Origin of the sequence: Anoxybacillus gonensis (genome assembly GCF_001187595.1) — a bacterium.
GTDB lineage: Bacteria > Bacillota > Bacilli > Bacillales > Anoxybacillaceae > Anoxybacillus > Anoxybacillus gonensis.
This window is the reverse complement of the sequence record NZ_CP012152.1, coordinates 781,230-807,887: the sequence shown is the minus strand read 5'-3', so window position 1 is coordinate 807,887 and position 26,658 is coordinate 781,230. Positions and strand designations below refer to the sequence as shown.

The window sequence follows — 26,658 nt, the reverse complement described above, 5'->3', positions numbered from 1 at the left end:
CTTACGCAAGGTGGGTTTCAAACGTTCGTTCTTTTTCTACTTTTTCCATTAGTTCATCAATGAGACGAATCACTTCCGTAGATGCTTGCTCTAGTTCTTTCAGTTGCGCTTCGGCACCTTTTATATCGCCTTTGGCGTACGCTTCCGCTGCTTTTTTCGCCGCGACGTGCACACGTTCATGAGGCGCATCAAGCTTTTCATACGCTGGCGTGCCTTGCAGTTGTTTTTTCGTTTGTTCATCGAAGTACCATTTTCCTAATCGGCATTGATGGTGAGAAGCGACATCTTCGGGACGAACGTTCTCGTAACCGACAATCATATTGTAAATGCGCCATTTCCATAACAAATGGTCCGTTTTCGCTAAATGCAATAACGCTTTCGCAGATAGTTTAATATTGTTTTCGTTTACTAAATGTAAGCGGAAACGGTCGATCGCTTGACTTAGCGCATGAACCGTCTTTCCTGTTTTTTCACCAAGCTCGCCAATGTATTCTGTTAATGAGGCGATTGATGCCATACGGTTTGCGATTTCATCGACAGCCGCTGCTTGTTGTTCAGCAACCGCTGCGTTCGTATTTGTACTATCTTGAATGTCGCCCATCGCCGATACAATTTCATTTAGCAATGGCATCGCTTCTTGCGCTTGCTGAACGGCTTGACGAATCGTCGATGACGTCGAATAAATGGCCGATGATACTTCCGATGAAATCGTCCGCAACTCTCCGACGTTTCGTTGCACTTCTCCGAGCGATTGCACGGTATGATCAGCAAGCTTTCGAATTTCTTCCGCGACGACGGAAAATCCTTTTCCGTACTCCCCTGCACGTGCCGCCTCAATCGAAGCGTTTAACGCGAGTAAGTTCGTTTGATCCGCAATGCCGTTCACGAGCTGCATCACTTTTTCAATCGCGCTTAAATGTTGTTGTAAATGTTCAAAACGGTCAACCATGTTCGTAAACTGTTCGGACGTTTCCATAATTTCTTCGAACGCTTCCGTCATCATTTGTTGCCCTTTTTCCGCCCGTTCAACCGATGTCGTCGTTTTTTCGGCGATGACTGTCGCTGCGTGCGCCACTTCCGAAACGGCCGTCGTCATTTCTTCTGTCGCCGCCGTCACCATTTGCACATCGCTATTTTGTTGGTCGAGCGCTTGCAGTAAATCTTTAATAAACATAATTTCCGCATTTTGTTCCATCAACACCGCTGTTCCGCTTGCGATTTGTTCCATCATCGTTTCCGTATACACTTCAACGAGAAGTTGTTGCTCGATATTAATGGCCCGCTGCAACGTTTCCATCAACGTTAAACAACGTTTCGGCGCAAGTGCCGTTTTCGATAACAACGTCGTTAAAATAAAGAAATTCAAATGATTAAAGGCAACGATCAATTTTCCGACGTTCACTTTTTGTTTGCGCAACAAATGGAAAAAGCGAAGCGATTCATCGACGTACGCGCGGTTGCGTTCCATCGTAAAAAAGGCATCGATATACGCTTCCACGCGCGCTTCAGTAATCACATTTGTCGCTTCTGGCTGCACTTGCTGAAGCCCCTCATAAAGAAGATGAACGATTTCTTTTTTATGCGGTGCAATAAGTTCATCAATTTGTTTTAACTTTGCGAAATCTTCTGTCGTAAAATGGTTGTATGATAATGTGTCGTTAAATCGTCCTTCAAACGAATAGTCTGTCCCTTTTTCAAGCAATTCGTTCAATGAAGGACGAAGGCGCTTAAATAACATGCAATTCACCTCTCTAGCTGTCTTGACATATACGCACATTATACTATATTTGTTTATTGCATGTCATTAGTAACTGGTAGAGTAATATAAAACGTCGTACCAACGCCCACTTCGCTTTCGACATCAATGCGCCCGTGATGCTCTTCAATAATCTTATAGCTGACCATTAAACCGAGCCCCGTTCCACGCTCTTTCGTCGTATAAAACGGCTCCCCTAATTTTTTTATTTTCTCTTTTGGAATGCCGCTTCCTTCATCGCGGATGGCGATGCGTATGCCTTCTTCGACACGTGAAACAGAAACGGTAATCGTGCCGCCGTTTGGCATGACTTCAATCGCATTTTTTAATATGTTAATAAACACTTGTTTTAATTGTTTCGGTTCGCAATAAATAAGCGGAACTTGTTCATACGTCGCTTCAATTTGAATGTTATGCATCGTCGCCTGCACGCTTAATAAATCGACCGTTTCTTGCATAATTTTCGCCACGTCGCCCCGTTCATAATGAATCGCTTGCGGTTTCGCCAACACGAGAAATTCGGTAATAATCGACTCAATACGCTTTAATTCTGACATAATGACGTGGAAGTACATATTGTGTTGTTCGCAATCATTGCCGATACTTCCTTGCAATAGTTGAATAAATCCTTTTAACGCTGTCATCGGATTGCGAATTTCATGAGCGATGCCTGCTGCGAGTTGTCCGACGACGTTTAACGTATCTGACTTGCGCAACTGTTCTTCCATTTCTTTTTTCTCGGTCATATCGCGCATCATCATTAGCCCGACATGTTCAATAATGTTCGGCTTAAACGATAATTCCACAATTTTTTTCTTTCCTTCTCCGTCAATGATACAAAATTCTTCTTCCTCTCCGTCGTTTAACCACGTTTGAAATTTCATTAAATCGTTGCTGCCGATAAACTCATGCATACATTTTTCAAGCAGCTGTTCTTTTTGAAGGGAAAAAATACGGCATGCCGCAGGGTTGGCATCAAAAATGCGCTGCTGATCGTCAATCAGCACGATGCCGTCCATCGCATGATTAAATACGCTGCGAAACTTTTGTTCTTGTTCGCGCAACTGCTTTTCCATTTTTCTTCGTTCACTGACGTTGCGAAAAATCGTTAAATGGTAGCCGTTAATAACGCCCTTTTTCGATGTAAATTCAAGCTGTTTTTTTTCGCCATTCGGCATATGAAACGTCAGTTCATCGCGAATTTGCCCAACGCGGAAAAATTGACGCAACACGTCGCGCACTTTTTTATTTTTTCCATCCATAAACTGCAATAAGTTCGCATGAACGAGATCGTGAAGCGGCAGCTCAAACGTTCGGCTAGCGGCCGGATTGGCGCGCAAAATGTTTCCAAAATTGTCGCAAATAATAATGGCTTCGTGCGCTTGTTCAAAAATGGCGCGAAATCGTTCTTCGCTTCGCTGTAAGTTGATTTCCATATTTCGTTTTTCTGTCACGTTGCGCATAATCGCCATAAAAAATCCGCTATGCACGTTCGCTGTCAACGTCAATTCAAACAACTTTTGCATGCCGTCGCCTAAAATAAACGGAAGCTCGCTTGATACCGTTCCGTTTCGTTTTAACGTAAGCAACAGTTGATCGAATAAATCGTGATATTCAATCGGAATAAATGTTTGTATTGAAAGTTTAAACAACTCTTCTCTTTTTACGTTGACGCTCGTACAAAAGGAAGGATTTGCGTCAATGAAGCGCCCTTGTCCATCAAAAATGACGATGCCGTCGCCTGCGCGATTAAACAAATCTTTAAATAACGTTTCGTTAATCGTTCGTTCACGCTCAAGCGCTTTTTTCGAGGAAATGTCGCGGATCATATATAAATCAAATTGTTGCTCTTGATGGCGACGCATAAATAATTGCACATGCTTCAATTCGCCATCGGCTAGACGAATGACGAGTTCATCATCGTACGCCCCAAATTTACGCAACATTTGCTTTTGAAATTGGAAAATATGTTCAGGAACAAGGTATGTATATTCTTGAAATTTTTTTCGTAACAGTTGTTCTTTTGGCGCACGAAACAAACGGCACGCCGCCTCATTTACTTCCACAAACGTCCCGTCATCTTTCACAACAATCATCGCATCCGTCACTTGTTGCAACATAAAATCATACCGACTCATTCGCTCATCGATCGCTTCTTTCTCTTGTTTCGAAAGTTGAATGAATGCAGACTCCTCCATCATGCTTTCTTTGAAACTCAAACGCTTTCCCTCCTCGCTACTCCCTCTCCATATTTATCATGTATATTCGCCACATATATTTTCATTCCTTCTTAACATTCTGAAAACTTTATTAATCTGATCGGAAATAAAAAAAAGAGCAGCGAATGAACTGCTCAACAATCGGTAATGACGATGTATGTGGCTTTCATCGGTCCGTGCACCCCAACGACTAAATTCATTTCAATATCTGCCGAGTTGCTTGGGCCTGTAATGAAATTGATACATGACGGAACATGTTTTTGTTCACGAATGATGCTCGCCGCTTGCGTCATCCGTGGAACGATTGTACTTTTCGGAATGATCGCCACGTACGTTTTCGGTAAAAAGCTAATCGTCCGCCCTTGGTTGTGATGATTAAGCAACACGACCGTTCCGGATTTCGCCAGCGTGATGTCGCTAAATGTCATGCCGACGTTCGCCTTTTCTGCCGCTTCGATATTTGCTCGTCCGAGCGATACGTCCCAGACGTGCACATCTTCTCTTTTTAAAAAGGAAGATAACCCGACTTGTTCATATCGTTCATCGTTTGCGACAACAATCGGTCCGCCGCCATGTGCATCAATGACTTGTTCGATCGTTTGCTGAAGTTCAGCGGTGTTCGTTTCCACGAGCGTCGTATGAATGCGGGTACATTGCTTTTTTAACTCAGCGAGTAACTCGTCTTGACTATATCCTTGAAATACCGTTTGTTGCGGCGCATGTTTCCATTGTGGACGTTCGACAAATGTCGGCATGTCACGTCCAAGACGAGAAGCGAGACGTTGTAAAAAAGCTTCCATTATTCCTCCCCCCTTTGTTTGAACCAATCGCGAAACCGTTCTTTTTCAGGCGCTGGAAATTCACGAATATCCGTCCATGCTTTTAACGGTCCTGGACCTTTCGAAATGCGGTCGTTTATTGTAAATGGATGGACAGCTGTCGGCGCAATTTTTGAACCGAGTTTATACAACATGGACGATGCCGCGCCAAGTCCGAACGCTTTCATCGCTAACTTTTCGGAAATCGGCGCTTTTCCTTCCCGTTCAACAATCGTTTGCCGATGTTTTAACAACAGTTCATGGAGCGGAATTTTGACCGGACATGCTTCTGTACAAGCGGCACATAACGTCGATGCATACGGCAATTCTTTATAGTCGTCATAGCCGCCAAGAAGCGGTGACAATACCGCTCCAATCGGTCCGGAATAAATCGAACCGTACGAATGTCCACCAATATGACGGTATACCGGACAAACGTTGACGCAAGCGGCGCAACGAATACATTGCAACACCGGTTGAAATTCCGTTCCTAAAATATCGGAACGCCCATTATCGACAATGACGAGATGAAATTCTTCCGGTCCGTCCACTTCTCCTTCATCGCGCGGACCTGTTAATACGGTAATGTAGCTCGTTAATTTTTGCCCGACGGCGCTTCTTGTAAGCAAGCTGACGAGCACTTCCATTTCTTCAAACGTCGGTACGATGCGCTCCATTCCCATGACCGTAATTTGTGTTTTTGGTAAAGCGGTCACTAAATCGGCGTTTCCTTCGTTCGTCACTAACGTGATCGAACCCGTTTCCGCAACCGCAAAGTTGCATCCTGTAATGCCGACATCGGCCGTCATATATTCATGACGAAGCATATGGCGCGCATGAAGCGCCAGTTCTTCTGGCTTTTCTGTTTTTGTATACGCCAGCTTTTCTTGAAATACGTCGCGAATTTGTTCTTTATTTTTATGAAGCGCAGGCGCGACGATGTGCGATGGTGGATCGTGGTCATCGACTTGCAAAATGTATTCGCCAAGGTCTGTTTCAATGACTTCGCAGCCGAGCTTTTCAAGGGCAGCGTTCATATGAATTTCTTCTGTCACCATCGATTTTGATTTCACAATTTTTTTCGCTTGTTTGCTTTCGACGACGCGGCAAATGTAGTCGTTCGCTTCTTCTGCCGTTTGCGCGAAAAACACATGCCCCCCGCGCTTTTTTACATTTTCGCTTAATTGCATTAAATAATAATCTAAGTTTTCAAGCGTATGTTTACGAATTTCCTCCCCAAGCGCGCGCCATTGTTCCCAATTGCCAAGCTCCGCTGCTGCTTCCAATCGGCGCGTGCGCAACCGTTCTTGCGCTCCTGCCACCGCTCCGCGCATAAACGTATTATGAATCCCTTTTTCCACTCGCTCGTGAAATTCTCCCGTGTTAATTTTCATCGCCATATGAATCCCCCCTTTATCGGCTATTTAACACTTCGGCGATGTGCATGACGCGAATCGGCTTGCCTTTTCGCTCGATGCGCCCGCCGATGTTCATTAAACAGCCGCAATCGGCCCCGATTAAATAATCCGCTTCGACTCGTTCAATACATTCAATTTTTTCATCGACCATTTGTTCCGAAATCGGTCCCATTTTGACAGAAAACGTACCGCCAAATCCGCAACAATTGTGTGCGTTTGGAAGCGGCACCACTTCAAGATCTTTCACATGTTGCAAAAGCGTAAGCGGCGCATCTTTTACGCCAAGTAAGCGCGTCATATGACATGACGTATGATACGTCGCTGTTCCTTTTAACCGCGCCCCGACATCTTCCACTTGTAGCACATCGACGATAAATTGCGTCAGTTCATACGTTTTATCGGCCACGCGTTTCGCCCGCTCTTCCCATTCCCCGTCGCCTTTAAAAATGTGCGGATATTCTTTAAACATCGTCGCACACGAACCAGATGGCGTGACGATATATTCGGCATGTTCAAATGTGCGAATCATATGTTTCATCGCTTCTTTCGCTTCTTTTACATAGCCGCTATTGTACGCCGGCTGTCCACAGCACGTTTGCGCTTCTGGAAAATGAACCGTACAACCAAGCCGCTCTAATAGCTCGACTGTCGCTTTTCCGACGTTGACGTGAAACAAATCGACTAAACATGTAACAAATAATGTGACGTTCATTCCCCGATCCCCTCTCCAAGAAAACGTTTTCTTTTTTTCACTTTACATCTAATTGCCAAATTAGTCAACCGGTCATCTGATGAGTACGTTCGGAGGAAGCCCCTCCGTTATGAAGACATATAGTCGGACAAAACTTTTTCGACATGCCCTAAATGGTCTTTCATTCGCTCTTGGGCAAGTTCGGCGTTTTTTTCGCGAATCGCCTCAAAAATCGCGATATGATCTTCAAGCAGCTGTTCGGTCGTCGCTTGTTTGGCAAACAACCAAATGCGGCGCGTCTCGCGCATCGTCTCCATCATCATGCCTGAGACGTTGTTCATTAAACTCACTAATAGCGGATTTTTCGTTGCCGCCGCAATCGCCATATGAAATAAAAAGTCCGCTTTTTCACCAAGTTCTTCGTCGCCAATCGCTTCGCGCATTTGCGTAAGGGCGCTTTGCATCGCGCGCAAATCTTCGTCTGTTCTTCGTTTCGCTGCCACGCCTGATGCACCGACTTCTAACAGCTTTCTCACTTCTAATAAATGAGCGACGTCTTCTTTATTCATGAGCACCGCTGCGGAAATCGGAAACGACAACATCGCTGGATCAAACTCGCGCACGTATGTGCCTTCCCCTTGTTTCATTTCAATGAGCCCCATCGCCCGAAGCGCCGTCAACGCTTCACGAATCGCTGCTCGTCCAACTTGGAAATTTTCTGCTAGCTGTTGAACGGAATCGAGTTTATCGCCGGGCTTTAACTGCCCTGTTTGAATCATATGTAAAATCGCTTCCGCTACTTCTTCATATATTTTTTTCGGTTTAATTTGTTTGTACACGTTGTCCACCCCATTGTTTCTTGTTTACTCCCCCACATAAATAGAATATCATATCACATTTTTCTACAAAATAACTGTGAAAAATTTTTAAATATTCATATTGAAAAATGATTGCGCTTACATTATGATATACTCATCAGATGATTGTATGACCTTATGACGAGGGGATAAGGAATTACATCATCACATTGAACAAAGGGGGATGCATATGAGTATCGGTATGTTATCATTTATCGCACTATTGCCAATTTTAACAGTTTTCTTATTCCTTGTCATACTGAAATGGCCGGCAAGCCGTGCGATGCCTGTTGCGCTTGTCGTCACTGCGGCCATCGCGCTATTCGTTTGGGGAACGAAAATGAACGTTGTGGCTGCGGCAAGCGTCAACGGTATAAAAACGGCAATCGAAATTATGTTTATCGTATTTGGAGCGGTGTTGCTTTTAAATACGGTAAAAGAAAGCGGCGCGATTGAAACGATTCGCCAAGGGTTTATTCACATTTCACCTGACCGCCGCATTCAAGCAATCATTATCGCTTGGTTGTTCGGTTCATTTATTGAAGGGGCTGCAGGATTCGGTACACCTGCTGCGATCGCCGCACCGCTTCTCGTTGCGATCGGCTTTCCAGCGATGGCGGCTGTGTTAGTTGCGCTCATTATTCAAAGTACGCCTGTTTCTTTCGGAGCGATTGGAACACCGATTCTCGTTGGAGTAAACACCGGACTTGCGAATCAAGAAGCGGTCATGAAAGCGATTGGCGATATGGAGTTTACGGATTACTTATTGCAAATTGCCGCAAACGTCGGCCTCATTCATGCGATGATCGGAACGTTTATTCCGCTTATTGTCGTCGGAATGCTTACGCGCTTTTTCGGCAAAAACCGTTCGTTCCGCGAAGGATTGCGCGTTTGGAAATTTGCGATGCTCGCTGGCTTTGCGTTTACCGTTCCGTATGCAATCATTGCGAACGTGCTCGGTCCAGAGTTTCCATCATTGCTCGGTTCATTAATCGGCTTAATCATCGTCGTTCCAGCTGCCAAAGCAGGGTTATTTATTCCGAAAGATACGTTTGATTTTGAGCATCGCAACCATTGGGAACAAGAATGGATCGGTCGTTTAAACAACGAACAAACGAACATCGGGCAATCGAAAAAGCGCATTTCGCTTTTCAACGCATGGTTCCCGTACGTATTAGTGGCGATTTTGCTCGTCATTACGCGCACAGTGACAGAAGTAAAAACGTTTTTAACTGGAGAAAGCGTCACGATTGTCATCGACAATTTGTTTAACTCCGGCATTGCGATTAAATCGACACCGCTTTATTTACCGGGTACGATTTTCTTCATCGTTTCACTAATCACATACGTTTTACATCGGATGGATGCAGCAAGCTACAAAAAAGCGTTTAGCGATTCGTTTAAAACGGCATTAAGCGCAGGGTCCGCGCTCATTTTCGCCGTGCCGATGATCAACATTTTCATTAACTCAAAAACAGAAGAACTCGCAAGCATGCCGCTCGTATTAGCGGAAGGGGTGTCGCACATCGCCGGTTCCGCATGGCCAATCGTTGCGCCGCTCATCGGTGCGCTCGGAGCGTTTATCGCTGGAAGTAACACGTTCAGCAACATGATGTTCTCGCTTTTCCAATTCGGTACAGCGGAAAGCATCGGTTTATCCGCTTCAGGCGCTGCGGTTGTCGTTGCGTTGCAAGCTGTTGGCGGAGCAGCTGGAAATATGATTTGTGTCCATAACGTCGTTGCGGCTTCTGCGACAGTCGGTCTTGTCGGTCAAGAAGGAAGCTTAATTCGCAAAGCGCTCATTCCGATGACATATTACATTTTAGCGGCTGGTATGCTCGGCATGGGCTTCATCGTCGGCGGCTTCAACATCTGGTTCATCTTATATGCTGTCGTCGTTGTCGCATTCATTTTCTTTATGGTATCAAACCGCGGCAAAACGAAACGTGCAGAAAACCAAATTTCAGCATAATACAAAGGGTGTCCTCACAAAAAGGGCACCCTTTTTCCTTCCCTTCGGATATGGTATAATTGTTCGTTGCAACCTACATATAAAGGAGTCGTTTGCAGTGCATATTATCTGTACAACGTTAAACGCAAAATATATTCATACGAACTTAGCAATTCGATATTTAAAAGCGTACGCCCAACCGGAGTTTCATGTGGAGCTTGTTGAATATACGATTAAAGACCCGGTGTTAAATATCGTCACCGATTTGTATCGTCGCAAACCGGATGTCGTCGGGTTTAGCTGTTACATTTGGAACATCGAACAGACGATTGAAGTCATTCAGCTGTTGAAAAAAGTGCATCCAACCGTCACGATCGTCGTCGGTGGACCAGAAGTGTCATATGACGTCGCTTATTGGCTAGAGCGCGTGCCGGAGTTTGATTATATCGTCATTGGCGAAGGAGAAGAAACGTTTAAACAGCTGCTTACCGCACTAGAACGTGGCGAAGATGTGACAAACATTGCAGGGCTTGCGTTTCACCGAGACGGGAAAGCGATCATTAACCCGCAAAGAAATAAAATCAACTTAGCAAACATGCCGTCGCCGTTTCGCTTTCCTGAAGATATTCCGCATTTGTCGAAGCGCGTGACGTATGTCGAAACGAGCCGCGGCTGTCCGTTTAGCTGCCAATTTTGCTTATCGTCGATTGAAGTTGGCGTTCGTTATTTTGACCGCGAAAAAATAAAGGAAGATTTGCGTTATTTAATGAAACACGGCGCGAAAGTCATTAAATTTGTCGATCGGACGTTTAACATTAGCCGGAGCTACGCGATGGATATGTTTCAATTTTTAATTGACGAACATGTGCCAGGCGTTGTGTTCCAATTTGAAATTACGGCCGACATTATGCGCCCAGAAGTCATTGAGTTTTTAAATAAAGAAGCACCTCCAGGGCTGTTCCGCTTTGAAATTGGTGTGCAATCGACAAACGATGACGTCAACAAACTCGTCATGCGCAAACAAAATTTTGAAAAGCTTACGCGCACCGTCACAATGGTGAAACAAGGCGGAAAAATTGCGCAACATCTTGATTTAATTGCCGGGCTTCCGGAAGAAGATTACACATCGTTTCGCAAAACGTTTAACGACGTATTTGCGCTCCGTCCAGAAGAGTTGCAGCTCGGCTTTTTAAAAATGTTGCGCGGCACAGGGCTGCGCCAAAAAGCAAACGAGTACGGCTACATCTTTATGGATCGCGCACCGTATGAAATTTTGTGCAACCATGTGCTTTCGTTTGATGACATCATTCGATTAAAACAAGTCGAAGATGTGCTCGAAAAATATTGGAACGATCATCGCATGGACGAAACGATTGAATATATCGTCACCCATCTATTTGACACGCCGTTTGACTTTTTCCAAGCGTTCGGCACGTATTGGGACGAACAAGGTTGGGCGCGCATCGGACATCAACTTGAAGATTTATTCCGCCGCCTTTATTCGTTTTTACAAACGTTACACACGAACGACTTGCCGATCGTTGAGGCGTTGATGAAATACGACTATTTGCGCAATCAAAAACAAAAACCGCGCAAACCGTGGTGGGACGAAAAAACGGACAAACATGTACGCGCGCGCGTATACGAAAAACTGTCCGAACAACCGCACCTTCTTTCGCTCAGCGAAAAAGAATTATTTAAACATACCGTCGTCGAAATGATTCCTTTCGACTTGCCGCATTATTTACAAACGAAACATATTCGCCGATGCAACATGGCGATGATCGTTTACTTTAACCAAACGACGATGAAAGCGGAAACGTATAGTTTGGAAATGGACACGAATTGACAAAGCGTTTATTGAAGTTTTATAATTTCAACTATAAGGAAGCTTTAAGTTGCGAGAAGGACATCATTCGGAGATGTTCCTTGCTAGAGAAGGTAGCTGTCGAATGTTCGGAATTCGATAGCTTAGAGATGATGGAAAAAAGCGCTAGCATGAGGAGCTAGCGCTTTTAGTCATATTAGGGGGGAGAAGGATGTGAAAAGAATCATGGTTTTTATTGATGGAAATAATTTTGAAAGCGCTGTTACGAATCTTTTCAGCGGAAATTATCAGCGGATTGACTATGGAAAATTAGCTCACTATATAGCTGACATAAGAAACGGTCATCTACAAAGGTTATATTACTATACGGCTATGAGTAGTCACGATAAATCGAAGGCAGCCGCAACAAAAAAGTTTATTGATACATTAAACAAGCATGTCCCTTACTGCATTGCAAAAGCTGGCTATCTTAAATATGTCGGTCAAGATGGGAGCGGAAAAGACATTTATATTGAAAAAGGCACAGATGTAAATATAGCCGTTGATTTAGTGTCTTTAGCTTATCATCACGCCTACGACGAAGCCATTTTGTTAAGCGCAGATACGGATTATGAACCTGCTATTCGGGTCGTACAACAACTAGGGAAAAATATCGTAGCCTGTCTCGTTGATCAACAAAAAGCAGGATATTTAAAAGATTTGTGCGATGACCACTTTTTTCTAAAGAAAGAAGACTTTGAACATGTACAACGATAAGCGGGCTGCTTTCATGTATACGTAAGCAGCCCTTTCTCTATGGCTACATAGTCCGAACCTATGTCGCCTACACTTTATACTATGCAATCATTTCATAAATATACTTTACTCATTTTTCTTTTCCTTTTTCGCTTCTTCTAACAGCTCAATCACTTTATGAGCATTGATGTCGCCTTGTTCGTGTCCGAATTCTTCCTTTAATATGTCGCTTGGAATCGGAACTGTTTTGCCCGCTTGTTTCTTTTTCATTTTCCTTGCCGTCCTTTTTTCGAATTTCGGTTTGCGCCGCGGCTCATATCTTCCCCACCAGCATATTGCGCTTCAAATTCGTCTTTCGGCATGCTTTCCGTCGGCGTTTGGTTGTTCGTCTTCGCCGCATCATGTGTTACTTTTCGTTTCATGATCGTTCACCTCGTCTGTATGTTTGTTCTTTTTTGTACGCAATGAGTATGATGTCTTCGCCCGTTTGTTCACGAAGCTTTCGCTCAAATTGTTGCACTTCGGCGATGTCGCGTTCGTTCAAGTGGGCAATTGGAAAATGCATATTCATTCCCCCTCACAAGTAATGTCGCGCAAAGCAACATATTTTATACGTTGCTAAGCCACATTAATACTGAGGTGATGATAATGGATAAAAAAATCGAATCGCCCATTTTCGATGAGACACAGCCGCATCAAATTTATGCGCCGTCGTTTAAAGGGACAAACATACGCATGCAGCCACCATTTATAAACAAATACGGGGTCGTCATCGGCGACAGCAAATACAATTCGCCACACTCCCCGCTGAATGAATGGAGCGATGAAACCGATCCAAGCATGATGGCAGGTGATGAATGGGTACATCCGACGAACGACATCGGTTGGAATACACCCGAAAACCGCGCCTTATTAGAAGAAAAACGAAGCGGACAAGCCCCGTTCACCCATCCAGACAAAGATGTCGGATACGGGGCGGATTAAAATAACCTCGTGCGACATGCACGAGGTTATTTCCCCCCTGTAAACGAAATGCCTTTAATAAAGTAGCGGTTGAAAAACGCATAAATGACTAAAACAGGCATTGTAAATACCATCGATGCCGCCATAATGTAGTTCCAATAGCTAATGTATTGTCCTTTAAAACTATTTAACCCAAGCGGCAACGTAAACAAGTTCGGATCGGATAAAATGATAAGCGGACGCATAAAGTCGTTCCACGAACCCATAAAAACGAAAATGGCTTGCGCGGCGAGCGCTGGGCGAGCAAGCGGCAACACGATGCGGAAAAATGTGCCGATGCGGCTTAACCCATCTAGCGCCGCAGCTTCTTCTAACTCTTTCGGGAAGTTAATGAAAAATTGACGCATCATAAAAATAAATGTCGCGTTAATCATCGCTGGGACAATCATTCCTTGATATGAGTTCAGCCAACCGAGCTGTTTTAAAATTAAATAGTTCGGAATCATCGTCACTTGTGCCGGAATCATTAATACCGCAAGAATGATCATAAAAATCGTCTGTTTTCCTCGGAAATGAAGGCGAGCGAGCGCATAGCCTGCCATCGAGTTAAAGATTAAGTTTAAGACCGTCACCGTCACCGCAATGATGACGCTATTCATAAACCAACGAGGAAATAGCTCTTGTTCAATAAAAATTTGTTTATAGTTATCGAGCGTAAAATGTTCTGGAATAAAGCGGATCGAACCACTTACAATTTCTTCAAGCGTTTTAAACGATGATGAAAGCGCCCATAAAAACGGAATCATTGTCACGATCGCATATAAAACGAGAATCGTATATAACAACGCTTTGCCTATTTTCATGTCCTTCCCTCCTTTAGTAGAGCGACTCTTCTTTTGAAAATTTCCGCTGCAACCACGTCGCAAGTAAAATGACGATCGCTAACGCAAAAGCAAGCGCGGCTGCATATCCCATCGTTCCAAGCGATTTAAACGCATATTGATAAATAAGAAGAACAACCGTTAACGTCGCATTGTTCGGTCCGCCCGAACCGCCTGAGAAAATGTACGATTGGTCGAACAATTGAAACGTACCGATTAACCCCATAATGACGACAAACGATGTGACCGGTTTTAAATACGGAACAGTGACGTACCAAAACTTATGCCAAGCGTTTGCTCCGTCTAACTCTGCCGCTTCATATAACGAATCGGGAATGTCTTGCAATGCCGCTAAATAAATGACCATAAAAAACGGTGCCGTTGACCAAATGTTCATAATCATAATGGCGTTTAAAGCGACAGACGGATCGCCAAGCCAGTTGTACGTCGGCAAGCCGAAAAACGCAAGCACGTGGTTGACAAGACCATTTTGGTTATACATCCACATAAAAATAAGCGTCAAAACAGCTGATGAGGTTAATGTCGGTAAAAAATAAACGATGCGGAAAAACTTTTCTCCTTTTAAGCCCGCATTGAGCGTTGCCGCTAAAACGAGCGCCAGCATCGTTTGCGTCGGCACGACGATCGCCACGTATTTCACCGTATTCCAAAGCGCAATTTTCGCGCGCGTATCATCTAATATGCGCGCAAAGTTGTCGAACCCGACAAATTGAAAACTTGCCGTTCCTAACAACTGCACTTTATGAAACGATAAATAAATCGCAAATAAAATCGGACCGATGACGAATAAAAGAAGGACAAATAACGTCGGTGACAATAACGTATAGGCCGTTCCTGCTTCTCTCCATCGTTTACGAGTAAACATGTTTTCATCTCCTTTTGTCGTGCTATTCGCCTCTTTCAAGTGAAGATTGTGCAACGCTTCACTTGAAAGAAGGGAACAGCGAGGGGAAATTCCCCTCAGCCGTTACTTCGCTTCAATTTCTTTATTCGCAATGTCTTGTGCTTTTTTAAGCGCTTCTGCAAGCGGCTGTTCACCTAAAAAGGCGCTTACAAACTGGTTGTTAAAGTTGTTCATAATAATTGGCAAGTTCGTACCGTTTTGCCATACGGTCGCGTACGGTGCCCCTGCAACAAGCGCAGCGCGCAATTCATCTTTATCATATCCAAGTTCAGCGGCGACCGATTTACGTGTTGGCAACGCAAATCCTTTACTCGTCCAAATTTTCATTCCTTCTTTTCCTGTTAAAAACGAAATGAGTTTCCATGCTGCTTCTTTCTTTTGTGAATCTTTGTTCATCACGTAAGCAACCGTATACGCCATCGTTCCTTTTTTGCCGTCAATCGTTGGCACTTCTGCTGTCCCGAACGGTGTATTTGGGAACGTTTCTTGTAGGAACGGAATCGCCCAGTTTCCTTCGATCACCATCGCTGCTTTTTGTTGACCGAACATTTCACCGCCCCATCCGGCGCCAACTTCGCTCGGTTGCGCCGCTGATTTATCTTTTAAGCGCATATCAACAATTGGCTGCAACGCTTCGACCACTTTCGGATCCGCAAAGCTTGCTTTGTTGTCTGTCACGACTTTGCCGCCTTTTGATTCCGCGATGTAGTATAGGCGCGCTAATTCCGGTGCTACCCCGAAACCGTACACTTCTGTTCCCTTTGTTAATTTTTTCGCCGCTTCGCGCAATTCATCCCACGTTTTCGGTACGTCTAGCCCTGCTTCTTCAAACATTTTTTTGTTGTAGAAAAGCGCTAACGTTGAATAGTCTTTCGGGAAGCCGTATATTTTACCGTCTGGACCTTTAAACGCATCGAGAAGCGGTTTTTCAAAATCGTTGATGTCAAAATCGTCTGTTACGTAGTCATCAAGCGGCTCTAGCACGCCTGTTTCAATCATTGCTGGCGCTTCGAACGCATCTAAATAAAATACGTCTGGACCTTCGCCACCAATTAAACGCGTTTTAATGACATCCATATATTGATCGGAAATGACTTCATGTTTCACTTTAATGTTCGGATATTTTTTCTCAAATTCATCTAACGTTTGCTTTAACAATTTTTGTTCCATCGGGTTGCCGCCCCAACCCGCAAGCGTGACTTCTACTTGTTCTTCTTTCTGATTGCTTCCTTCGTTTTTTGCTGTTTTTTCTTCGCTGCCACATCCCGCTAAAACGCTTCCAAAAAGCATCGTCGTCATGCCAAGGGCAAACCATTGTTTCTTTTTCATCATACGAGACCCCTTTCTTATTCATCTTATATTTGGAAGGGAGACGAGCTCCCTTATTCCCGATAAAATGCACGTACAATCGCATCGTACGTTAGTTCAGCTGTCGTTTCGACGATGTAGTCGGCTTCTTTTAACGCTTCTTTGTCGCCGACGCCAATGGCGAACATGTTCGCCGCTTGAATGGCCGCCACACCCGCTTGTGCATCTTCTACTCCGACGCACGCGGACGGATCGACTTGTAACTGCTTGGCAGCAGTCAAGAAAATTTCTGGGTGCGGTTTGCTATGTTTTATTTTCGCTGCATCGACGATCGTATCGAAATATTCGCCAATTTGTAGCCGTTCGATGACGGTAAACGCATTTTTACTCGCCGATGCTAAGCCGATTTTCACGTTTTCACGTTTTAGTTCGCGCAATAAATCGAGTATGCCGGGAAGTAAATCATTTGGCGTCATGCGCGCGATGAGCTGTTTATAATGCTCATTTTTTTTATGCGCCAGCGCCTCTTTTTCTGCGGCTGTATAGCGCTCTGTTTGGCCGCCGAGCGCTAAAATGCGCTCGAGCGACTCCATGCGACTCACCCCTTTTAACTGCTCGTTAAATGTGCGATCAAACGTGATCCCTAGTTCCTCCGCAAGCTGTTTCCATGCGATAAAATGATACTCTGCCGTATCGGTAATGACACCGTCTAAGTCGAAAATGACTGCTTTCAGTTGCTTGTTCATCATGTCAAATCCTTTCATGCAAGTGGAATCGTCACTTCGTCTTTTACTTCGTATGTCGTGCCGAACACATCAAACGAAACGACATCGTGAACGTTCGTCACTTTTTTCACGACGAGCGACTCGTGCGTGACCGTGACTTCTAACCGATCACCGCGCCAATATATTGGAAACGATAATGTTTTCCATTGTTTTGGAAGTTTCGGATGAATGCGCAGCTTTCCGTCAAGCATGCGCACGCCGCCAAATCCGCATACGACCGATTGCCATATGCCGCCAATCGATGCGGTATGCATGCCGTGATCCGATGATTTCATATTCGGGCCTAAGTCGATGCGGGACGCTTGTTCAAACAATTGATACGCTAGCTCCCGATCGTCCATATCGCTCGCTAAAATGCAATGTGTCGATAAGCTGAGCGATGAATCGTGCAACGTTTTTGGCTCATAATAGTTCCAATTCGCTCGTTTCACTTCTTGGGAAAACTTATTTTCTAGCAAGTAAAACAACACCATAATGTCCGCTTGTTTCGATACTTGCATGTTGTTCACTTGTTCCATATTGTAATCTTCAAAAATCGTGCCGACGCGCGTCTGCTTTTTATATTTCGTTAAGTCAATGATTTGTTTTGTTAAATACGTGTCATCTTGCGGAATGACGAGATCTTCTTCGCGCGGCTGCGGCAAGTAAATGAGATCGACTTTTTCTTTCCATTTTTTATACGCTTCATGCACGCCAATTTTTTCGTGTAACGCGTCAAGCAACGCTGGATCGCTTTCTTTTAATCTTTCATAATAGCGAATTGCTGTTTCGATATTCCAATGCGCCATATAGTTTGTAAAGGCGTTGTTGTTGACGTGCTCTTTATATTCATCTGGACCGATGACATCGTTAATGTGATATTGTTTCTTTTCTTCGTTCCATTCTAACCGGCTCGCCCAAAACGTTGCGGTATCAAACAACATTTCATAGCCACAACGTTTCATAAAATCTTCATCGCCTGTCACTTTGTAATATTGCCATACCGCAAACGCGATATCGCTCGTAATATGTTGCTCGATAAATCCGCACCAAATTTTCGTCGCTTTTCCTGTCACAATATCAACAGCGCCCCATACCGGTGTCACTTCATCGCCTGTAAACGCTGACTCCCACGGATACATCGCTCCTTCATAGCCGTTCGCTTTTGCTTTCCGGCGCGCCCCTTCAATCGTGTTGTAACGATATTCAAGCAAACGGCGGGCAATATGCGGGAACGTGTACGTGAAAAACGGCAAAATGAAAATTTCCGTATCCCAAAACGAATGGCCTTTATATCCTTCGCCCGTTAACCCTTTTGCCGCAACACCGAAGCGTGCATCGTGCGCTGGCGTCATAATGATTAAATGATAATGGGCAAAACGAATCGCAAGTTGGTCAAATTCGTTTTCGCTTTCGATCGTAATATTCATTTGCTCCCAACGTTTTTTCCATTCCGAAACGTTTTCGGAAAAGAGCGCATCGTACCCTTTTTTCGCTTCTTCTTTTAAGTTATTGAGCGCATCTTGCCGCATGACATCAAGGCTATATTTATCGTGATCGTACGCTTTGTCGCGGCTTGTGTACACGTTCGCGAGCTTTTCAAACGTGAACGTCTCTCCTTGTTTGACATCAAACGATACTTGAATAAACACTTTCCGGCGGTCGATCGCCATGCGCGGCTCTGTTTCAATTTCTTTTCCGTCAATCATATACCGATGCACCGCATTGACGACAAAATCAATTTTCGATTCAGTCGTCGTTTGAATAAGTTGCAAATATTTTTTATCAAAAATGCGCTTTTCCCCTTCATGGAAATGTTGTGCTCCGCTATTTGTCATTTGCCCGTTAATGCCTGATGTGATTCGAATGTTTACATCGCCATTGAGCGGTTTTATTTCCATCTTCATGCCGATGAGATGTAAATTTTTTAGCGACACAAAGCGGCGAAACGTCAGCTCAAACTGCTCTCCGCGCGTATTTTCCCAAATGACGTGGCGCACTAATTCGGCATCTTTCACATTTAAGTCGCGACGATAATGAATGATTTTCCCTTTTTCTAACGAAAACTTTTCATCATTTAACCAAATGTCTAACGCAACGACATCAGGTGCGTTCGGCAGTTCTGTCACTTCGTATTCATCAAACTGGTTAAACGTACCGGCAACAAACAAATTGCGCACTTGCCCGACGTACGATTCTTCCGTCGCTGAACGAAGCCCCATATACCCGTTGCCAAGCGCCATAATCGCTTCACATTTTCCAAGATAATGCGGATTGAATGCGACTTCTGATACGATCCAGTTTTTATACTCGCCTGTTCCTAAGTTGTATTGCAGCATCGTAAACTCCCTTTCCTCGTATGAATGATGTGATCCAAAACGTTTCGGATTTTCGGTATGAAAAAAGGGCTACCCTTTTTTCATCGGCGCCGTTGACTCGCGCACGACAAGTTGCGTCCGCAACGTCACGACTTTTGCTTCGTTTCCTTCCAACATATCAATAAGCATGCTTGCCGCTTCATAACCCATTTGAAATTTATTTTGCGCCACCGTCGTTAATGCGGGAGACACGTATGACGCAAGCAAAATATCATCATATCCAACGACCGATACGTCATCAGGCACGCGCAAGCCGAGCTGTTTGAGCGCTCTCATGACACCGAGCGCCATTAAGTCGCTGGCGCAAAAGATGGCAGTAATATTCGGTTCGCTTTGAAACAACTCGTATGCCCTCGCTTCCGCCATCTCTTCGGAAAAATCGCCATTAATCACCCACTCTTTTCGAATCGGTACGTTCGCTTCTTCCATCGCCTCATAAAATCCTTGCAGGCGCTGCTTGCTAACAAATGCGTAGTCGTGCCCGTTCATCATCGCAATGTTGCGATGCCCAAGCTCAAGCAAATGTTGCACCGCTTTTTTCGCGCCGTACACGTTATCGGTCGTCACATATCCGACGCGGTCGGACTGAATCGGAATGTCAATTAATACGCACGGAATGTCGCTTTCGACAACTTCCGTTAAGTACGGATCATCTGTTTTAATTCCTTGTAAAATGACACCATCGACCCGCCGTTCGCGACATAGTTGCGAATACGTTTTTTCCCTTTGTTTCGTCGAATTTGTATTAAACAAAATGACGTCATAATCTGTTTTAGCGATGTAATCGTTAACGCCTGTCATCACTTCAAACGTAAAGTTATCCTTTACCGCTGAGCGCGTCATGCCTGAAACGAGCAACCCAATCGTTTTCGATTTGTTCATGACAAGGCTTCGCGCAAGCGTATTCGGGCTGTAATTGAGCTGCTTGGCGATGTCGATAATTTTTTTGCGCGTCTTTTCACTAACGTCGGAATAGCCGTTTAACGCGCGAGAAACAGTCGTCACCGACACGCCAGCCGCTTTCGCGATATCTTTAATTGTTGTCACTTTCATTTCCTCCAAAACGTTTCGGATTCCTTGTTGATTTGAATTGTAAACGAAGTTGAAACCGATTGCAACAAAAAATTTGTGACAAAATTCGTAGCATTTTTTCCAAAAATGTTCTCCCTCTCTTTGTCATCTTCGTGCTATAATGAGAAAAAAGTAAAGGAGGGGCCTCTTGATGAAGCGATGGACGAGTCTTTTTCAGAAAAAAAAGAAAACGAACCAACGAGAAAAAACGACGACGATCGGGAAAAAGTATGGGATCGTTTTCAGCTTTGCTACACTTTTATTTGTCAGCGTTTTCATTTTTGTATTTTTACTCGTCAATAACTTAACAAACGTCGTCAAACAAGTCGAACAAAAAAGCGACGAAGCGATTTTAATTACCGACATCGGCTCTTTATTTAAACAAAAATATATTGTCATTACCGACTATATGACAAACCCCCGCCCAGAAACACTTTGGCAATACAGCGATTTAACGAAACAGTTTAGCGATAAAATGAAACAATTAGAGCCGCATATACAAACAGAAGAAGCAAAAACGATATATCGCTCGACGATTTCGATTGAAAATCAGTTAAATGAATTGCTTTATAAAACGATTCAACCTGCGGTGTTATCGTATCGTGATCGCGGTGAACAAATCGACATTTTCCAAGTCATTAGCTTTCAAAATAAAGCCGCGACCATCCGCGATATGAGCATCGAAAAACTCGATGTGTTACGAAACATCGTCGTCAATGAACGAAGCGCGCTGACGACGCAAATGAACGATACGATTGCGAAAAACATTTTTATGATGTTGATTACAGTCGCTGTTGCGATCGTTTTATCTGTCATCTCCCTCATTGTTGTTAGCCGAAAAATACGCAGACGATTACAGCAAGTCGTCCACGTTTGCCATGAGCTTGCGCGCGGCAATTTGCGCGTCCAGCGCTTGACGGATACAAAAACGGATGAAGTCGGGCAAATTGCCGAAGCGATGAACGAATTAGCGGACGGGCTTGAACAGTCGATCGCCCAAATTCAAGCGGTTGCTGCACATGTAAACGACATGTCGCACACGTTGCGGTTAAACGCGGAAGCGACAACGGAAGCAAACGAACAAATTACACAAGCGATTCTCCAAGTCGCATCAGGGGCAGATGAACAAGTGAACGTATCGAAACAAACGAACGAAGCGGTGCATAGCGTATCCGATGCATTAACGACCGTCATGAACAAAGTAGGTGAAACAGCGAAACGAACAACGGAAGCAACGAAGCGCGTTCATGAAGGAACATCACTAGTAGAGCAAACGGTTGCACAAATGAAGCTCATCCGCGAACAAATCGAACGCCTCGCTTCCGTCATTGAATCGTTAAATGATAAATCAAAAGAAATTCATCAAATCGTCGGCTTTATTACAAACATTTCTGACCAAACGAATTTGCTTGCGTTAAATGCTGCCATCGAAGCGGCACGAGCGGGCGAACACGGAAAAGGGTTTGGCGTTGTGGCAGAAGAAGTGCGCAAACTAGCCGAACAGACGGCACAAGCGGCAGGAAACATTCGCACGCTAGCTGAACAGTCCCAAACACAAACGGTGCATGCAGTGCACGTCATGCAAGAAAGCAGCGAGTCGTTCCAATGCGGCCATTCGCTCGTTGAACAAGTCGGACATATTTTCCGTGCCATTTCTGCGGATATGGCGCGCGTCCAAGCAGAAAGCGATGCGGTAAACGAAACGATTCGTTCCGTTGATGAAAAAGTAAAAACGATGACGTCATTCGCTGATCAAATTATTGATATTTCATCACAATCAGCAAGAAATATTGAACAAGTCGCTGCCACAACCGAAGAACAAAATGCAACGATGCAAGAGCTGCTCGCTTCTTCGCAAGAGCTCGCAAGCACGGCCGAACAACTGCGCCAAACGGTCGCACGTTTCCACATGTAATTTAGGCACCGTCCTTTCGGTCAAGCGAAAGGACGGTTTCTTTTCGTATGCTACATGAAGAAAGGAAGTGAACGAATGCTCTCTTCTCACCTCGCAAAAAAAATTGTATCCGACGTGCGTCGCCTCATCGATGAAGACATTATTATCGTCGATACGAACGGCATCATTATGGCAAGCACCGACACAACGCGCATCGGTCAATTTCACGAAGGAGCGTTTCTCGTTTATCAACAAAAGAAAAAACGAATCATTACAAAGCAAGATGAAGGGGTATTAAAAGGAGTAAAAGCAGGCATTAACTTGCCGATTTTTTTTCACGGCGACGTCATTGGCGTCATCGGCATTACAGGCAACCCTGCAAACGTATCGCCGTATGGAGAACTGTTGAAAAAAATGACGGAGCTTCTTATTCAAGAAAACTATTATACCGAACAGCTTCAGCTGCAAGCGCGGGCGCTTGAAACGTTCGTGTTTGAATGGCTGCAAGCGCGCGAATGGTCACCGTCTTTTTTCGAGCGCGCCCAACTGTTTCATATCGACTTAACAGCGAAGCGGCGCGTCATCATCGCTTCGTTAAACGATCAAGAACGGACGATTTCAATAGAGATGTGGAAATTCATCCAAGCCGCTTGGGACGACAAACGCGACATTATCGTTCGCTGGGGAAACGACCGCTTGCTTTTTTTGCAAATGGACGACGACAAAGAACGAACGATCGCAAAAATAAAAGCGTTACAACGATCGGTGTTCGAAAAATATCGCGTCACGTTTCATGTCGGATGCGGAAAAACGACCGATGCCAAACACGTGTATGAGTCATATAAACAAGCGGAGCGCGCCCTTCATGTCGCGAAACAAACCGAGGAGATCATCTTTGACGAAGACTTACGGCTAGATATGTGTTTAGAAGACATTTCGCTTGCGACAAAACAAGAGCTCATAAAACGAACGATTGAGCCGTTAATGAACGACGGAGAACTGCTTCAAACACTCCGCACATTTTTCGCGCACAACTTATCGCTCAAACAAACAGCCGAAGCGCTTCACATTCATATTAATACGCTCCATTACCGATTAAAAAAAATACAACAATATACAAATTTAAACGTGCGCAACTTCGAACATGTCATCACTTTATATTTAGCGATTCGTTTTTTAGATGAAACAACAAAAAAATAGCATGTAAACGTTTTATTTTTATATGTTCATCCATAGCGGGTTTCCCCGCTTTTTTTTATGCTTATAGTACAAATAAGAAAAGCGCAAAGCGCCCGCCTATCGGCGAAGAGCGCACAAGCCCCACCGAGGAGGCTGTCGCCGCCGCAGTGTGGGGCGGAGCGGCTCAAGCCGATGGCGCTTGGAGCTAGACAGCTCCATAAATCTGAAATCTTATACTTTCTTATCTTTTGAAAAAGAAGGTGAATGACATGATCACTGAACGAGTGAAACAACAGTTCATTGATATTGTTGGCTCAGAAAACTACGACGATTCGAAAGCTGGGCGGCTCGTTTATTCATACGATGCAACCCCAAACTTTCAATCGCTTCCTGATGCGGTCATCGCACCGCGCAATACGAAAGAAGTAAGCGACATCGTAAAAATTTGTAACGAAGAGCGCATTCCGATCGTTCCGCGCGGTTCAGGGACGAATCTTTGCGCCGGCACGTGCCCAACACAAGGCGGCATCGTCCTATTGTTTAAACATATGAATCGCATATTAGAAATCGACGAGGAAAACTTAACGGTCACGGTGCAGCCAGGCGTCATTACGCTCGACCTCATTCAAGCGGTCGAAGCCAAAGGGTTATTTTATCCCCCAGATCCAAGCTCGATGAAAATTTCAACGATCGGTGGCAACATTAACGAAAACTCCGGCGGTTTGCGCGGCTTAAAATACGGGGTGACGCGCGATTACGTCATGGGGCTTGAAGTTGTGCTCGCCAATGGCGACATCGTTCGCACAGGGGGAAAACTTGCGAAAGACGTCGCTGGCTATGACCTTACCCGTTTATTTGTCGGTTCGGAAGGCACGCTTGGAATCATTACGGAAGCGACGTTAAAGCTCATTCCGATGCCGGAGACGAAAAAAACGATGCTTGCGCTGTATGAAGATTTAGAAGCGGCTGCCCGTTCCGTCTCGGCGATTATCGCCAACAAAATCATTCCGACGACGCTTGAATTTTTAGATCAACCGACGTTACAAGTCGTCGAATCGTTCGTCAACATCGGCTTGCCGACGGACGTAAAAGCGGTATTGCTTATTGAACAAGACGGTCCAGCCGAAGTCGTCGCACGCGATATGGAAGCGATGGCGCGCATTTGTCGCGAACAACATGCCATTTCCGTTCAAGTGGCGAAAACGGAAGAAGAAGCAAACAATTTGCGTACGGCGAGACGTTCCGCCTTATCGGCGCTCGCCCGTTTAAAGCCGACGACCATTTTAGAAGATGCGACCGTTCCGCGCTCACAAATTGCCAATATGGTGAAAGCGATTAACGATATTGCAAAAAAATATAACGTCACCATTTGCACGTTTGGCCATGCCGGTGATGGCAACCTTCATCCGACATGTCCGACGGACGTGCGCGACAAAGACGAACTGCATCGCGTCGAGCAAGCGTTTGAAGACATTTTTGCCAAAGCGATTGAACTTGGCGGTACGATTACAGGCGAACACGGTGTCGGCGTCATGAAAGCGCCGTATTTAGAATGGAAGCTCGGCAAAGAAGGAATTGCCGCCATGCAGGCGATCAAACGTGCGCTTGATCCGAACAACATTATGAATCCGGGGAAAGTGTTCGCCAAAAGCACGCGCAAACGGGTGGTGGTGACGCGATGAAAAATGAACAGCTCATGAAACAATTTCAAGCGCGCATGAACGAAGACGAACTACTAAACTGTATGCGCTGCGGCTTTTGCCTTCCGACATGCCCGACATATATTGAGTCCGGCTTTCAAGAGTCGCACTCGCCGCGCGGACGGATCGCGTTAATGAAAGCGGTCGTTGACGGACTCATTGAACCGGATGAAGACGTCGAACGGTCACTTCAACTTTGCCTTGGTTGCCGCGCGTGTGAACCCGTTTGCCCTTCCGGTGTGCGCTACGGTCATTTGCTTGAAGAAGCGCGCGATATTATTGCGCAACATAAAACGTATTCGCCGATCGTTCGTTTCATTCGCCATCTCGTGTTTAAACAGCTGTTTCCATATCCGAAACGCATGCGCATCGCAACGGCACTCCTCGGCTTTTATCAACGGTCTGGGCTGCAATCTGTCGTGCGGAAACTTGGCTTGTTGCGCCTGTTGCCGAACCATTTAGCGACGATGGAAAAAGTGCTTCCGAACGTGCCGACGTGGAAACAAATGAACGAACGTCCGTCGCATGTTGAAGCGCTCGCCCCTCGAAAGCGCCGCGTCGCCTTTTTTAGCGGTTGTTTAATGGATACGATGTTTATGGACATTAACGATCGAACGATGAAACTGTTGCAGCTTGCCGGATGTGACATCGTCATTCCTGAAGCGCAAACGTGTTGCGGAGCGCTCCATGGACATAGCGGGGAAAAAGCGGACGCAAAAACGTTAGCGAAACGAAACATTGAAGCGTTTGAAGCGCTAAACGTCGACTACATCGTCACAAACGCCGGCGGTTGCGGAGCGTTTTTAATCGAATACGACCATTTGTTAAAAGACGATCCCGTTTGGGCGGAGCGCGCGAAAGCGTTCGTCGCCAAAATCAAAGACGTCTCCGTCATTTTAGTAGAGCTCGGCTTTCATCATCGCATCTTGCGCTTGCCAAATCAAATCGTAACATATCAAGATTCGTGCCATTTGCGCAACGTGATGAAAACAGCGAGTGAGCCGCGCCTTCTTCTTCAGTCGATTGCAGGCGTTGAGTTTCGCGAAATGAAAGATGCCGACCGATGTTGCGGCTCAGCGGGCATTTATAACATCGTTCATCCGGACATGTCGATGCAAGTGCTCGATTATAAAATGGAACAAGCGAAACAAACGAAAGCGACGACGATCGTTACCGCCAATCCCGGTTGCTTATTACAAATGAAGCTCGGCATTGAACGAGAAGGGCTGACGAACGTGCGCGCCGTTCATCTCGTCGACTTGCTTTTTGAAGCCGTCGAAGCGACAAAAGAAAAAGATCAACCATTGAAACAAATCGGATAG

At 45.0% G+C, this 26,658-nt stretch carries 23 protein-coding genes; 8 read left to right on the top strand and 15 right to left on the bottom strand.

Features of this window, described 5'->3' with window-relative positions:
- Position 1: 1 nt before the first annotated feature.
- The 6 genes from AFK25_RS04340 to AFK25_RS04315 all read right to left on the bottom strand — a co-directional run bounded on the left by AFK25_RS04340 (position 2) and on the right by AFK25_RS04315 (position 7,750).
- Positions 2 to 1,738 (bottom strand): methyl-accepting chemotaxis protein, encoded by a 1,737-nt coding sequence (locus tag AFK25_RS04340; protein ID WP_035064199.1) that lies wholly within the window; start codon positions 1,736 to 1,738, stop codon positions 2 to 4.
- 53 nt (positions 1,739 to 1,791) lie between these two features.
- The gene (locus AFK25_RS04335; protein ID WP_035064260.1) at positions 1,792 to 3,957 is read right to left on the bottom strand and encodes a PAS domain-containing sensor histidine kinase; all 2,166 of its coding nucleotides are present in this window, start codon (positions 3,955 to 3,957) and stop codon (positions 1,792 to 1,794) included.
- A 152-nt stretch (positions 3,958 to 4,109) separates the two neighbouring features.
- Positions 4,110 to 4,775, bottom strand: coding sequence for a LutC/YkgG family protein (locus AFK25_RS04330; RefSeq protein WP_035064202.1), 666 nt, complete (start codon positions 4,773 to 4,775; stop codon positions 4,110 to 4,112).
- Positions 4,775 to 6,193: a LutB/LldF family L-lactate oxidation iron-sulfur protein gene (locus tag AFK25_RS04325; protein WP_009362510.1), complete on the bottom strand. Its 1,419-nt coding sequence runs from the start codon at positions 6,191 to 6,193 to the stop codon at positions 4,775 to 4,777. The genes AFK25_RS04330 and AFK25_RS04325 overlap by 1 nt, the downstream gene beginning before the upstream one ends.
- Before the next feature lie 13 nt (positions 6,194 to 6,206).
- Positions 6,207 to 6,923 (bottom strand): (Fe-S)-binding protein, encoded by a 717-nt coding sequence (locus AFK25_RS04320; RefSeq protein WP_035064205.1) that lies wholly within the window; start codon positions 6,921 to 6,923, stop codon positions 6,207 to 6,209.
- 107 nt (positions 6,924 to 7,030) lie between these two features.
- Entirely contained in the window at positions 7,031 to 7,750 is a 720-nt protein-coding gene (locus AFK25_RS04315) for a FadR/GntR family transcriptional regulator (protein ID WP_035064207.1), read from the bottom strand.
- 199 nt (positions 7,751 to 7,949) lie between these two features.
- Here AFK25_RS04315 and AFK25_RS04310 point away from each other — a divergent pair, with 199 nt between their 5' ends.
- The 3 genes from AFK25_RS04310 (at position 7,950) to AFK25_RS04300 (ending at position 12,294) form a co-directional block, all read left to right on the top strand.
- Complete coding sequence (locus AFK25_RS04310; RefSeq protein ID WP_035064210.1) at positions 7,950 to 9,731, top strand: L-lactate permease; 1,782 nt, start codon at positions 7,950 to 7,952, stop codon at positions 9,729 to 9,731.
- Positions 9,732 to 9,828: 97 nt separating this feature from the next.
- Positions 9,829 to 11,559: a B12-binding domain-containing radical SAM protein gene (locus AFK25_RS04305; RefSeq protein WP_035064213.1), complete on the top strand. Its 1,731-nt coding sequence runs from the start codon at positions 9,829 to 9,831 to the stop codon at positions 11,557 to 11,559.
- Between the two features lie 192 nt (positions 11,560 to 11,751).
- The gene (locus AFK25_RS04300; protein WP_035064216.1) at positions 11,752 to 12,294 is read left to right on the top strand and encodes a LabA-like NYN domain-containing protein; all 543 of its coding nucleotides are present in this window, start codon (positions 11,752 to 11,754) and stop codon (positions 12,292 to 12,294) included.
- 105 nt (positions 12,295 to 12,399) lie between these two features.
- Here AFK25_RS04300 and AFK25_RS15085 read toward each other — a convergent pair whose 3' ends face one another.
- The 3 genes from AFK25_RS15085 to AFK25_RS15075 are packed head-to-tail and all read right to left on the bottom strand — an operon-like array spanning position 12,400 to position 12,838.
- On the bottom strand, positions 12,400 to 12,543 hold the full coding sequence (locus AFK25_RS15085) for a hypothetical protein (RefSeq protein WP_009362504.1): 144 nt from the start codon (positions 12,541 to 12,543) through the stop codon (positions 12,400 to 12,402).
- Positions 12,540 to 12,695: a hypothetical protein gene (locus tag AFK25_RS15080; RefSeq protein ID WP_006321568.1), complete on the bottom strand. Its 156-nt coding sequence runs from the start codon at positions 12,693 to 12,695 to the stop codon at positions 12,540 to 12,542. The genes AFK25_RS15085 and AFK25_RS15080 overlap by 4 nt, the downstream gene beginning before the upstream one ends.
- Entirely contained in the window at positions 12,692 to 12,838 is a 147-nt protein-coding gene (locus AFK25_RS15075) for a hypothetical protein (RefSeq protein WP_165569750.1), read from the bottom strand. Before AFK25_RS15075 ends, AFK25_RS15080 begins: the two co-directional genes overlap by 4 nt.
- 83 nt (positions 12,839 to 12,921) lie before the next feature.
- Here AFK25_RS15075 and AFK25_RS04290 point away from each other — a divergent pair, with 83 nt between their 5' ends.
- Positions 12,922 to 13,257 carry a DUF3905 domain-containing protein gene (locus AFK25_RS04290; protein ID WP_035064219.1) on the top strand — a complete coding sequence of 112 codons (336 nt, stop codon included), beginning with the start codon at positions 12,922 to 12,924 and terminating at the stop codon, positions 13,255 to 13,257.
- A gap of 26 nt (positions 13,258 to 13,283) precedes the next feature.
- Here the strand turns inward: AFK25_RS04290 and AFK25_RS04285 are convergent, their stop codons facing one another.
- The 6 genes from AFK25_RS04285 to AFK25_RS04260 all read right to left on the bottom strand — a co-directional run bounded on the left by AFK25_RS04285 (position 13,284) and on the right by AFK25_RS04260 (position 20,539).
- A complete protein-coding gene (locus AFK25_RS04285) occupies positions 13,284 to 14,099 on the bottom strand; it encodes a carbohydrate ABC transporter permease (protein WP_009362501.1) in 816 nt (271 codons plus the stop codon).
- Positions 14,100 to 14,112: 13 nt separating this feature from the next.
- A complete protein-coding gene (locus tag AFK25_RS04280; RefSeq protein ID WP_035064222.1) occupies positions 14,113 to 15,003 on the bottom strand; it encodes a carbohydrate ABC transporter permease in 891 nt (296 codons plus the stop codon).
- Positions 15,004 to 15,105: 102 nt separating this feature from the next.
- Entirely contained in the window at positions 15,106 to 16,371 is a 1,266-nt protein-coding gene (locus AFK25_RS04275) for an ABC transporter substrate-binding protein (RefSeq protein WP_020424528.1), read from the bottom strand.
- A 53-nt stretch (positions 16,372 to 16,424) separates the two neighbouring features.
- Entirely contained in the window at positions 16,425 to 17,114 is a 690-nt protein-coding gene (gene pgmB, locus AFK25_RS04270) for a beta-phosphoglucomutase (protein WP_081957640.1), read from the bottom strand.
- Positions 17,111 to 19,453, bottom strand: a complete 2,343-nt coding sequence (locus AFK25_RS04265; RefSeq protein WP_035064225.1) for a glycoside hydrolase family 65 protein — start codon at positions 19,451 to 19,453, stop codon at positions 17,111 to 17,113. The genes pgmB and AFK25_RS04265 overlap by 4 nt, the downstream gene beginning before the upstream one ends.
- A gap of 69 nt (positions 19,454 to 19,522) precedes the next feature.
- The gene (locus AFK25_RS04260) at positions 19,523 to 20,539 is read right to left on the bottom strand and encodes a LacI family DNA-binding transcriptional regulator (RefSeq protein WP_026011589.1); all 1,017 of its coding nucleotides are present in this window, start codon (positions 20,537 to 20,539) and stop codon (positions 19,523 to 19,525) included.
- Positions 20,540 to 20,714: 175 nt separating this feature from the next.
- Between AFK25_RS04260 and AFK25_RS04255 the strand changes: the two genes are divergently transcribed.
- The 4 genes from AFK25_RS04255 (at position 20,715) to AFK25_RS04240 (ending at position 26,658) form a co-directional block, all read left to right on the top strand.
- Complete coding sequence (locus tag AFK25_RS04255; RefSeq protein WP_035064228.1) at positions 20,715 to 22,478, top strand: methyl-accepting chemotaxis protein; 1,764 nt, start codon at positions 20,715 to 20,717, stop codon at positions 22,476 to 22,478.
- Between the two features lie 75 nt (positions 22,479 to 22,553).
- A complete protein-coding gene (locus AFK25_RS04250) occupies positions 22,554 to 23,657 on the top strand; it encodes a CdaR family transcriptional regulator (protein ID WP_035064230.1) in 1,104 nt (367 codons plus the stop codon).
- A 248-nt stretch (positions 23,658 to 23,905) separates the two neighbouring features.
- Entirely contained in the window at positions 23,906 to 25,318 is a 1,413-nt protein-coding gene (gene glcD, locus AFK25_RS04245) for a glycolate oxidase subunit GlcD (RefSeq protein ID WP_009362493.1), read from the top strand.
- The gene (locus tag AFK25_RS04240; protein ID WP_035064235.1) at positions 25,315 to 26,658 is read left to right on the top strand and encodes a (Fe-S)-binding protein; all 1,344 of its coding nucleotides are present in this window, start codon (positions 25,315 to 25,317) and stop codon (positions 26,656 to 26,658) included. Before glcD ends, AFK25_RS04240 begins: the two co-directional genes overlap by 4 nt.

Bases quoted from the DNA above. Each gene is read 5' to 3' on its own strand.
- AFK25_RS04250 (WP_035064230.1), top strand. From the start codon at position 22,554: ATGCTCTCTTCTCACCTCGCAAAAAAAATTGTATCCGACGTGCGTCGC.
- AFK25_RS04255 (WP_035064228.1), top strand. From the start codon at position 20,715: ATGAAGCGATGGACGAGTCTTTTTCAGAAAAAAAAGAAAACGAACCAA.
- AFK25_RS04275 (WP_020424528.1), bottom strand. From the start codon at position 16,371: ATGAAAAAGAAACAATGGTTTGCCCTTGGCATGACGACGATGCTTTTT.
- AFK25_RS04280 (WP_035064222.1), bottom strand. From the start codon at position 15,003: ATGTTTACTCGTAAACGATGGAGAGAAGCAGGAACGGCCTATACGTTA.
- glcD (WP_009362493.1), top strand. From the start codon at position 23,906: ATGATCACTGAACGAGTGAAACAACAGTTCATTGATATTGTTGGCTCA.
- AFK25_RS04240 (WP_035064235.1), top strand. From the start codon at position 25,315: ATGAAAAATGAACAGCTCATGAAACAATTTCAAGCGCGCATGAACGAA.
- AFK25_RS04325 (WP_009362510.1), bottom strand. From the start codon at position 6,193: ATGGCGATGAAAATTAACACGGGAGAATTTCACGAGCGAGTGGAAAAA.
- AFK25_RS04290 (WP_035064219.1), top strand. From the start codon at position 12,922: ATGGATAAAAAAATCGAATCGCCCATTTTCGATGAGACACAGCCGCAT.
- AFK25_RS04340 (WP_035064199.1), bottom strand. From the start codon at position 1,738: ATGTTATTTAAGCGCCTTCGTCCTTCATTGAACGAATTGCTTGAAAAA.
- AFK25_RS15075 (WP_165569750.1), bottom strand. From the start codon at position 12,838: ATGCATTTTCCAATTGCCCACTTGAACGAACGCGACATCGCCGAAGTG.
- AFK25_RS04335 (WP_035064260.1), bottom strand. From the start codon at position 3,957: ATGATGGAGGAGTCTGCATTCATTCAACTTTCGAAACAAGAGAAAGAA.
- pgmB (WP_081957640.1), bottom strand. From the start codon at position 17,114: ATGAAAGGATTTGACATGATGAACAAGCAACTGAAAGCAGTCATTTTC.
- AFK25_RS04310 (WP_035064210.1), top strand. From the start codon at position 7,950: ATGAGTATCGGTATGTTATCATTTATCGCACTATTGCCAATTTTAACA.
- AFK25_RS04320 (WP_035064205.1), bottom strand. From the start codon at position 6,923: ATGAACGTCACATTATTTGTTACATGTTTAGTCGATTTGTTTCACGTC.
- AFK25_RS04285 (WP_009362501.1), bottom strand. From the start codon at position 14,099: ATGAAAATAGGCAAAGCGTTGTTATATACGATTCTCGTTTTATATGCG.
- AFK25_RS15080 (WP_006321568.1), bottom strand. From the start codon at position 12,695: ATGAAACGAAAAGTAACACATGATGCGGCGAAGACGAACAACCAAACG.
- AFK25_RS15085 (WP_009362504.1), bottom strand. From the start codon at position 12,543: ATGAAAAAGAAACAAGCGGGCAAAACAGTTCCGATTCCAAGCGACATA.
- AFK25_RS04265 (WP_035064225.1), bottom strand. From the start codon at position 19,453: ATGCTGCAATACAACTTAGGAACAGGCGAGTATAAAAACTGGATCGTA.
- AFK25_RS04330 (WP_035064202.1), bottom strand. From the start codon at position 4,775: ATGGAAGCTTTTTTACAACGTCTCGCTTCTCGTCTTGGACGTGACATG.